The sequence below is a fragment of the Streptomyces flaveolus genome, assembly GCF_014648815.1.
Taxonomy (GTDB): domain Bacteria; phylum Actinomycetota; class Actinomycetes; order Streptomycetales; family Streptomycetaceae; genus Streptomyces; species Streptomyces flaveolus.
Window position 1 is genome coordinate 68,255 of the sequence record NZ_BMRV01000025.1, and the last position, 9,455, is coordinate 77,709.

Genomic DNA, 9,455 nt, shown 5'->3' on the forward strand with positions numbered 1-9,455 from the left:
CCCGGGAGGTTCCGCGGCCGGTGCGCGGCCCGGTGGGGCAGAATGCGGACGGACGCCGGTTCGGCCGACTGAGCCTCGGCCGAACCGGCGTCACCCGTCGATGCCGGGTCTGATCGCGGGGCAGTGCGAGGCCGCCGCCTAGGCCGTCGGCCGGCCCATCGCCCGGTAGGTCCATCCGGCCCGCCGCCAGACCTCCGGGTCCAGGGCGTTGCGGCCGTCGAGGATCACCCGCGCCGTCGCCGCCTCGCCCAGCGTCTCCGGGTCCAGCTCGCGGAACTCCCGCCACTCCGTCAGGTGCAGCACGGCGTCGGCGCCGCGCACCGCCTCCAGCGCCGAGTCGGCGTAGCCGAGCGTCGGGAACAGCCGCCGGGCGTTGTCCATGCCCTTCGGGTCGTACACCGTCACCTGGGCGCCCTGGAGGTGGATCTGCCCGGCGACGTTCAGCGCGGGCGAGTCCCGGACGTCGTCCGAGTCGGGCTTGAAGGTGGCGCCGAGCACCGCGACCCGCTTGCCCAGGAACGGGCCGCCGCCCAGCGCCTGCCGGGCCAGCTCCACCATCTGGCCGCGCTGGCGCATGTTGATGGAGTCGATCTCGCGCAGGAACGTCAGCGCCTGGTCCGCGCCCAGCTCGCCGGCACGCGCCATGAACGCCCGGATGTCCTTGGGCAGACAGCCGCCGCCGAAGCCGATCCCGGCCCGCAGGAACTTCCTGCCGATCCGGTCGTCGTGCCCGATGGCCTCCGCCAGCTTGGCGACGTCGCCGTCGGCGGCCTCGCAGACCTCCGCCATCGCGTTGATGAAGGAGATCTTGGTCGCCAGGAAGGAGTTCGCGGCGGTCTTCACCAGCTCGGCCGTCGGGAAGTCGGTGACGACGAACGGCGAACCGTCGGCGATCGGTGTGGCGTACACCTCGCGCAGCAGCTTCTCGGCCCGCTCGCTGCGCACCCCGACCACGATCCGGTCCGGGTGCAGCGTGTCCTGGACGGCGAAGCCCTCGCGCAGGAACTCCGGGTTCCAGGCCAGCTCGGCGTCGCCGCCCGCCGGGGCGTGCTCGGCGAGGTAGGCGGCCAGCCGGTCGGCGCTGCCCACGGGCACGGTCGACTTGCCGACGACCAGGGCGGGGCCGCGCAGATGCGGCGCGAGCGAGGCCAGCGCGGAGTCGACGTAGGACATGTCGCAGGCGTACTCGCCGTGCTTCTGCGGCGTGTTCACACACAGGAAGTGCACGTCGCCGAAGGCCGCGACCTCCGCGAAGTCGGTGGTGAAGCGCAGCCGCCCGCTGGACCCCTCGATGCCGGCGACGTGCTTGGCCAGCAGTTCCTCGAGACCCGGCTCGTACATCGGGACCTCGCCCCGCTGGAGCATCTCGATCTTCTCGGGCACCACGTCCAGGCCCAGCACCTCGAAACCGAGCTCGGCCATGGCCGCCGCATGGGTCGCGCCGAGGTAGCCGGTGCCGATCACGGTGATCTTGAGGGCCATGGGTGCTCCAGAGGTGTACGGCTGAGGTGCGCGCCCGAGCATATCCGGGGCACCGGGGAGGGCCCCTGGTCGGCTGTCGCCCACCTCACCTATCCACGGAAGCCCGGGCGTTCTAAAATTTGGGTTACTTAACGGTAGTTAGCGTGCCCAGCATCACAGTGTTTTGGAGCGTGAGAGACCTTGGCCGGATCGGCTGACTTCGACCTGTACCGCCCGTCCGAGGAGCACGACATGCTCCGCGACGCCGTCCGCTCGCTGGCCGAGGCGAAGATCGCGCCGCACGCCGCCGCGGTCGACGAGGAGGCCCGCTTCCCGCAGGAGGCCCTCGACGCCCTGACGGCGAACGACCTGCACGCCGTGCACGTCCCCGAGGAGTACGGCGGCGCGGGCGCCGACGCCCTCGCCACGGTCATCGTGATCGAGGAGGTGGCCCGCGTCTGCGCGAGCTCCTCCCTCATCCCCGCGGTGAACAAGCTCGGCTCGCTGCCGGTGATCCTCTCCGGCTCCGAGGAGCTGAAGAAGAAGTACATGACCCCGCTCGCCAAGGGCGACGGCATGTTCTCGTACTGCCTCTCCGAGCCCGACGCGGGCTCCGACGCGGCCGGCATGAAGACCAAGGCCGTGCGCGACGGCGACTTCTGGGTGCTCAACGGCGTCAAGCGCTGGATCACCAACGCGGGCGTCTCCGAGTACTACACGGTGATGGCCGTCACCGACCCCGACAAGCGCTCCAAGGGCATCTCCGCGTTCGTCGTCGAGAAGTCCGACGAGGGCGTCTCCTTCGGGGCCCCGGAGAAGAAGCTCGGCATAAAGGGCTCGCCGACCCGCGAGGTCTACCTCGACAACGTCCGCATCCCCGCCGACCGCATGATCGGCGCGGAGGGCACCGGCTTCGCCACCGCGATGAAGACGCTGGACCACACCCGCATCACCATCGCCGCCCAGGCCCTCGGCATCGCCCAGGGCGCCCTCGACTACGCCAAGGGCTACGTCAAGGAGCGCAAGCAGTTCGGCAAGCCGATCGCCGACTTCCAGGGCGTCCAGTTCATGCTCGCCGACATGGCCATGAAGATCGAGGCCGCCCGCCAGCTCACCTACGCGGCTGCCGCGAAGTCCGAGCGCGGTGACGCGGACCTCACCTTCCAGGGGGCCGCCGCCAAGTGCTTCGCCTCCGACGTGGCGATGGAGGTCACCACGGACGCCGTCCAGCTGCTCGGCGGCTACGGCTACACCCGTGACTACCCGGTGGAGCGCATGATGCGCGACGCCAAGATCACGCAGATCTACGAGGGCACCAACCAGGTGCAGCGCATCGTCATGGCGCGCAACCTGCCGTAACGCCTCGCACGGCCGAAGGGCGCCCGGGACCGATGTCCCGGGCGCCCTTCGCGCGTGCGCGGGGCGCTCAGTCCTCGTAGCCCTCCGCCACCCGGCGCTCCCGCAGCTCCATGATCGCGCGGCGGCGGGCCAGACGGTGGGTGCGGCGGATCTGGGCCTCCTGGTAGCGCCGCTTGTCCTTCTCGGTCTCCGGGATCACCGGCGGCACCGAGCGGGGCTTGCCGTCGGCGTCCACCGCGGCGAACACCAGGTAGGCCGAGCCGACCTGGGTGGCGGGGGCGGACTCGTTCCACCGCTCGGCCAGCACCCGCACGCCGACCTCCATGGAGGTGCGGCCGGTCCAGTTGACCTGGGCCTTCACATGGACGAGGTCGCCGACCCGGACCGGTTCGAGGAACGCCATCTCGTCCATGGACGCGGTGACGGCGGGACCGCCGGAGTGCCGTCCGGCGACGGCGCCGGCCGCGTCGTCGACCAGCTTCATGATGACGCCGCCGTGCACCGTGCCCAGAAGGTTGGTGTCGCTGTGCGTCATGATGTGGCTGAGGGTGGTGCGGGAGGCCGAGGTCGGCTTGCCCGGGATCTCCGGTGTCGCCGACTCCGCGGCCGAGGCCTGTTCTGCCTGGTCTGTCATGCCCTCCACCTTATGCCGGGACGACATCCGAGTAATTTGTGTCAGCTTCGCAACAGCGCCGCCCCTATTTTCCGACGCCCCTGTCAGCCGCGCCGTCGGGACCTGCACACTGGTCCGCATGACTGATTGGCCCCAGGGACGACCCGGTGACAACCGCGCCGGCCGGTACGGACGCGGCAGCGCGAGCGCACAGCCCGAGAGCGCCCGCGTGATGCGTCAGGTCCGCCGCGGCGCGGTGCCGCCGCCCGGCCCGGGCGGGTCGGCTCCTCCGTACGGGGGCGGGGTGCCGCAGCAGCCGTCGTACGTCGACGGCCAGGGCTACGGCGGCCAGGACGCGTACGACAGCGGCTACAACACCGGCCAGGTCTACGGCAGCGCCGGCGGCCGCGGCCCCTCCGGGCCCGGCCCGGGCGGTGCGCGCCCCGCGCCGGACTGGCGGCGCCGGATCAAGTGGACGGCGATCACGGTGGTGACCGTGCTGGTCGTCACCACGGTCGGGACCTACTTCTGGGCCGACTCCAAGCTCAACCGCGAGGTCGACCTGTCCAAGGTCATCGACCGCCCCGAGGCCGGCGAGGGCACCAACTACCTGATCGTCGGCTCCGACAGCCGCGAGGGCATGACCGACGCGCAGAAGAAGGACCTGCACACCGGTTCGGCCGAGGGCAAGCGCACCGACTCGATGATGATCCTGCACACCGGGGACAACGGGTCGACGCTGGTCTCGCTGCCCCGCGACTCGGACGTCGAGATCCCGAGCTTCGTCGGCTCGGAGTCCGGCAAGAAGTACGAGGGCACGGGCCGGCACGTGAAGCTGAACGCCGCGTACGCGGAGGACGGCCCCGAGCTGCTGGTGCGCACCGTCGAGTTCAACACCGGGCTGCGCATCGACCACTACGTGGAGATCGGCTTCGCCGGCTTCGCCAACATCGTGGACTCGGTCGGCGGCGTCGAGATCGACATCCCGCAGGACATCAAGGACAAGAAGTCCGGCGCCGACTTCAAGAAGGGCAAGCAGACCCTGAACGGCGAGGAGGCCCTGGCCTTCGTCCGCACCCGGTACGCGCTGCCCGGCTCCGACCTGGACCGCACGAAGAACCAGCAGAAGTTCCTGTCGGCCCTGGCGAGCCAGGTGGCCACCCCGTCGACCGTGCTGAACCCGTTCAAGCTGTACCCGACCATGGGCGCGGGCCTGGACTCCCTCATCGTCGACAAGGACATGGGCCTGTTCGACCTGGCCGGCATGTTCTGGGCGATGAAGAGCGTCAGCGGCGGCGAGGGCACCTCGATGAACATGCCGGTCTCCGGCAGCGTCGGCGGAAACCTCAAGTGGGACGACGCCAAGGTGAAGAAGCTGGTGGAGCAGCTGAAGAACGACGACAAGGTCACCGTCTCCGGCAACTGAGGCCGCGGCCGGTCACCGCTCCCCGCACACCACCTCGTCGCCGCGTACCACCGCGCCCGACTCCTGCGGGGGGTCCGCCGGCCTCACCGTCGCCACCTGCCCGAAGTCGGCGCCCGCGATCACCCTCAGCGTCGCCCCCTGGCCCTTGACCGGCCTGAGCTCGCTCCCGGGCAGGGCGGCGGCCAGCGACTTCGCCGAGTTGTCCCAGCGGGGGTCGAAGGCGACCACGGTCCGTGCTACCGCGCGGTCGGCGGCGTTCACCGGAGCCCGGGTGGTGAGGAAGCCGGTCGCGGCCAGCGCGTCGTCCACGCGCCTGCCCAGCCCGGGGGTGTGCGTGCCGTTCTCCACCTGCACCCGGATCTGCTTCGGGTCGACCGGTACCCGCACCGGCGCCGGGCCCTTGTGCTTCGGACCGGGCGGGGCCAGCGGCTTGTCCTCGCGCAGCGCGTCGAAGATCCGCTTCGACTCGGCGGGGTCCCACTTGAGGGTTGAGCCGACGCCCTTGACGGCGTAGCCCATCTGCCCGATCGGCACGGTGGTGAACTCGGAGGACGACGGCGAGAAGCTCCGCATCGCCCGCCCGAGGGCCAGCAGCTCGTCGGTGCCGAACCCCTTGTCGGCCCGCACCGAACCCAGCACCGCCTGCGTGACGTCGCGGAACTTGAGCGGGTTCAGCAGGAGCCCGGAGGAGGTCGCCCGGTCGATCAGCGCGGCCAGGAAGCGCTGCTGGCGCTTCATCCGGCTCAGGTCCGAGGCCCCGTCGAGATGGCGGGCGCGGACGTACTGAAGGGCCTGCCCGCCGGTCAGCTCGTGCGTGCCGGCCGGCAGGTCGAGCCCGGTGTAGCTGTCCTTGAGCGGCTGGACGGTGCAGATCCGCACGCCGCCGAGGACGTCCACGGTCTTCATGAAGCTGGTGAAGTCGACCTCCAGATAGTGGTCGATCTTCACGCGGGTCATGCTCTCCACGGTGCGGATGGTCAGCTGGGGCCCGCCCTCGGCGTAGGCCGCGTTCAGCTTGACGGGGTGTCCCCGGTGGTGCGCGCCGGTCGTGCGGTCGGTGTGGTCGGGCGTCACGGCGTACGAGTCGCGCGGCAGGCTGACCACGCTCGCCCGCTCCCGGTCCTCCGAGATGTGCACGATCATGATCGTGTCCGTGCAGTGGCAGGGAGCGCCGCCGAGCCGGTACTTCCGCCGTTCCTCCTCGCTGATCCGGTCGCGGCCGTCGGTGCCGACCAGCAGGACGTTCATGCCGTCACCGCCGCGCGGGCGGTTCTTCATGTCCTTGAAGGCGTCGACGCGGGCGATGTCCGCGTCCAGACCCGAGAGCACCGCGTGCCCGATCCCGGCGGAGGCGAGCACCACCACCGACAGCGCCGTCACCGCCCGCACGGCCCAGCGCGGCCTCTTGCGCCGTACGGCGGGCACCGGCGGGCGGCGGGAGGGCCGCGGACGGGTGCGCTGCGGCGGGGGACCGCCCTGTGGGGGCGATGCCGGGACCCTGGGGGAGCGGGGCGGCGTGGGCAAGGTGACACCTCCGCGAGGGCGGAACCTGGGGGCCGGACGTGGGATCCGTGAGCACCGTAGGCCCATACGATCTGCTGACCGGGGCCGTGACCCCCGCGGCGCGCACCCGTGTCCCCCGTTCGCGGTAACGTGAGCACCGATGAACGCCAAGTCCGACGTGCGGCTGCCCGCCGTTTCCGTGATCATGCCCGTCCTCAACGAGGAGCGGCACCTGCGCGGCGCCGTCCGCGCCATCCTCGCCCAGGAGTACGCCGGCGAGATGGAGGTCGTGATCGCCGTCGGTCCCTCCACGGACCGCACGGAAGAGATCGCCGCCGAACTCGTCCGCGAGGACCCCCGCGTCCACACCGTGCCGAACCCCACGGGCCGCACGCCCGCCGCGCTGAACGCCGCGATCAAGGCCTCGCGCCATCCCGTCGTCGTCCGCGTCGACGGCCACGGCATGCTCTCGCCGAACTACATCGCCACGGCCGTACGGCTGCTGGAGGAGACCGGCGCGCAGAACGTGGGCGGCATCATGCACGCCGAGGGCGAGAACGCCTGGGAGGACGCCGTCGCCGCCGCGATGACGTCGAAGATCGGCGTGGGCAACGCGGCCTTCCACACGGGCGGTCAGGCGGGTCCGGCCGAGACGGTCTACCTGGGCGTGTTCCGCCGCGAGGCGCTGGAGCGGCAGGGCGGGTACAACGAGGAGTTCATACGCGCCCAGGACTGGGAGCTGAACTTCCGCATCCGTGAGGCCGGCGGCCTGATCTGGTTTTCGCCCGAGCTGAAGGTGTCCTACCGGCCCCGGCCCTCCGTGCGGGCGCTGGCCAAGCAGTACAAGGACTACGGCCGCTGGCGGCACGTCGTCGCCCGCTACCACTCCGGCTCCATCAACCTGCGCTACCTCGCCCCGCCGACCGCCGTGTGCGCGATCGCGGCCGGCGTCGTGGTGGGCGCGGCGCTGACCCCGTGGGGCTTCGTCGTACCCGGCGGCTACCTCGCCGCGATCGTCGCGGGCTCGCTCCCGGCGGGCAAGGGGCTCGGGCTGAAGGCGCGGGCGCAGATCCCGGTGGCGCTGGCGACCATGCACATGTCCTGGGGCTTCGGCTTCCTGACCAGCCCGCGGTCGCTGGCGAAGCGGGTCATCGCGTCGCGGCGCCCGGCGGTCCAGCCGGACGCCGACGCCGCCGGCGCCCGGTGACGCCGCTCAGGACCAGGTGAACCCCGGGTTCACGTGCATGCAGGCGCCGGTGTCCGCGCCGTTGAGGGCCTCGGCCGACTCCGGGGTGGTGTCGTCCGCCTCGGGCACCTCGTAGGCCGTGTCCTCGCGCCAGTCCGCTCCCACGACGAGCGTGACGCCCGAGACGTCGGTCGACCGCTGCACCGAACTCGCCGGAATACCCAGCGACTCGGCGACCCGCCGCGCGTCGCCCGCCAGGTCGGCGCTGGGGTAGCGGACGACCGTACGGTCCTCGCTCGGCAGCACCGAGGGGTCGGCGACGGCCCGCGTGAAGCCCCGCTCCACCAGCAGCCCGGCGACCGTGTCGGCGCGCCCTCGGGCCGCCGCGAGGTCGTCGGTGCGGGTGCCGTTGCGGACCTGCACCGCGATCTCGTCGTCGGTGGCGGCCGGGTCGGTGGGGGCCTGTGACTCCCGGCCGGGCCCGGGCTCCTTCTTCTTCGCGTCCTTGCCGTCCAGCGCGATGTCCTCCCGCACCAGCCGGAACAACCGCTCCGCGTCCTCGGTCGGCTCCACGCGCGCGCCCACGTACCGGTTGGGCATCGTGGTCATGGTGATGCGTTCCGGCTTCACCGTGCGCAGCTCGCTGCTGAGGTCGTACAGCTTCTTGACGGTGTCGAGGCCCGGGTCGACCGTGAGCGCCTCGGTGGCCTCCTCGGCGAGCGCGCGCAGCCGGCCCGGGCTGCTGAGCGTGGCGTTCTCGCGCAGCACGCGGACCATCGAGTTGAGGTACATGTGCTGGGCCTTGGCGCGGGCCAGGTCGCTGCCGTCCTCGAAGCCGTAACGGGTCCGCAGCCACTGCAGGGCCTGCTCGCCCTTCACCGGGTGGGTGCCCTTCTCCAGCTTCAGGCCGGAGCCGTGGCCCTGTCCGTCACGCGAGTGGATGTTGGCGTCCACGCAGACCGGGACGCCGCCGACGGCGTCCGCCATCGACACCACGCCCGCGAAGTCGACCATCACGAAGTGGTCGATGTGGATGCCGGTGAGCTCCTGCCAGGTGGCCACCGTGCAGCCGGGGCCGCCGTGGCCGAGGCTCTGGTTGGTCATCACCCGGCCCTCGCTCGCCGGGTAGACCGTCCCGTCGTCCGGGTCGGTGCACTTCGGGATCTTCACCAGGGTGTCGCGGGGCATGCTGACGACCGACATGTTGCTGCGGTCGGCGGACAGGTGCACCAGCATCTGCACATCGGCCAGCGGCGTGGAGCCGAACGTCTCGCGCGCGCCGCCGAGTTGCTGGTTCTCCTCGCTGTCCCGGGCGTCCGAGCCGATGACGAGGATGTTCAGCGGGGTCTGGCCGGCGGCGTTCGGCGTCGGCGCGGCGACCTTGTTGTCGCCCAGGTTCAGGACGTCCTGCTCGATGTTGTCGTTCAGATGCTCGTAGTAGAGGTAACCGGCACCGGCCGTGCCGATCAGGAGCACCGCGAGGGTCAGTGCGGTCCAGCGGAGCACCCGCAGCCCCCGGCGGGGCCGGTGTATACCGGCCCCGTCGCCGTCCTCGCCGTCGTCCCCCCGGCCCGCGACCGTCTCGTCGCCCTCGGGGGCGTCCGACGCGGCCTGCCGCGTGGCCTCCCCCTGTACACCGCTCTGCGTCACTTCCGCGTCCTTCCCCACCCCTGCCGCCGCGCCGCGGGCCCGTCCTCCGTCCGCGGTCGTCCTGTGAGACGTACGACGGGCCCCTCAGGTCAACTGGCGCACTGCACCTGGTCGGCCGTGGACTTGTCCAGCTCCGGCGTCTCCGCGGAAGCGGCGTTGATCTTGACCCCGGCGCCCTTGAAGTCCTTGCCGAGGGTGAGTGTCATGGTGGGCAGGCCCTGGGAGTTGGTGACGCTCTCGCCGGGCTTCATGGCGGC

General features: G+C 71.5%; 7 protein-coding genes and 1 pseudogene. 3 read left to right on the forward strand and 5 right to left on the reverse strand.

Translation table 11 applies throughout. The annotated features are described in order from the left end of the window. Nucleotides 1–138: 138 nt before the first annotated feature. Nucleotides 139–1,482, reverse strand: a complete 1,344-nt coding sequence (locus tag IEZ05_RS35095; protein WP_189234372.1) for a UDP-glucose dehydrogenase family protein — start codon at nucleotides 1,480–1,482, stop codon at nucleotides 139–141. A gap of 180 nt (nucleotides 1,483–1,662) precedes the next feature. Here IEZ05_RS35095 and IEZ05_RS35100 point away from each other — a divergent pair, with 180 nt between their 5' ends. Further along, a complete protein-coding gene (locus tag IEZ05_RS35100) occupies nucleotides 1,663–2,820 on the forward strand; it encodes an acyl-CoA dehydrogenase (RefSeq protein WP_189234373.1) in 1,158 nt (385 codons plus the stop codon). Nucleotides 2,821–2,887: 67 nt separating this feature from the next. On the opposite strand, the gene IEZ05_RS35105 is transcribed toward IEZ05_RS35100, so the two are convergent. Further along, a complete protein-coding gene (locus IEZ05_RS35105; RefSeq protein WP_189234374.1) occupies nucleotides 2,888–3,454 on the reverse strand; it encodes an acyl-CoA thioesterase in 567 nt (188 codons plus the stop codon). Between the two features lie 118 nt (nucleotides 3,455–3,572). Between IEZ05_RS35105 and IEZ05_RS35110 the strand changes: the two genes are divergently transcribed. Continuing rightward, complete coding sequence (locus tag IEZ05_RS35110) at nucleotides 3,573–4,859, forward strand: LCP family protein (RefSeq protein ID WP_189234375.1); 1,287 nt, start codon at nucleotides 3,573–3,575, stop codon at nucleotides 4,857–4,859. Between the two features lie 12 nt (nucleotides 4,860–4,871). Here IEZ05_RS35110 and IEZ05_RS35115 read toward each other — a convergent pair whose 3' ends face one another. Beyond that, complete coding sequence (locus tag IEZ05_RS35115) at nucleotides 4,872–6,383, reverse strand: LCP family protein (RefSeq protein WP_457852748.1); 1,512 nt, start codon at nucleotides 6,381–6,383, stop codon at nucleotides 4,872–4,874. A 139-nt stretch (nucleotides 6,384–6,522) separates the two neighbouring features. Between IEZ05_RS35115 and IEZ05_RS35120 the strand changes: the two genes are divergently transcribed. Continuing rightward, nucleotides 6,523–7,569, forward strand: a complete 1,047-nt coding sequence (locus IEZ05_RS35120; protein ID WP_189234376.1) for a glycosyltransferase family 2 protein — start codon at nucleotides 6,523–6,525, stop codon at nucleotides 7,567–7,569. A gap of 6 nt (nucleotides 7,570–7,575) precedes the next feature. Here the strand turns inward: IEZ05_RS35120 and IEZ05_RS35125 are convergent, their stop codons facing one another. Beyond that, on the reverse strand, nucleotides 7,576–9,198 hold the full coding sequence (locus IEZ05_RS35125; protein ID WP_189234377.1) for an LCP family protein: 1,623 nt from the start codon (nucleotides 9,196–9,198) through the stop codon (nucleotides 7,576–7,578). A gap of 89 nt (nucleotides 9,199–9,287) precedes the next feature. Then, nucleotides 9,288–9,455: pseudogene (locus IEZ05_RS35130) on the reverse strand (LCP family protein); the annotation flags it as partial.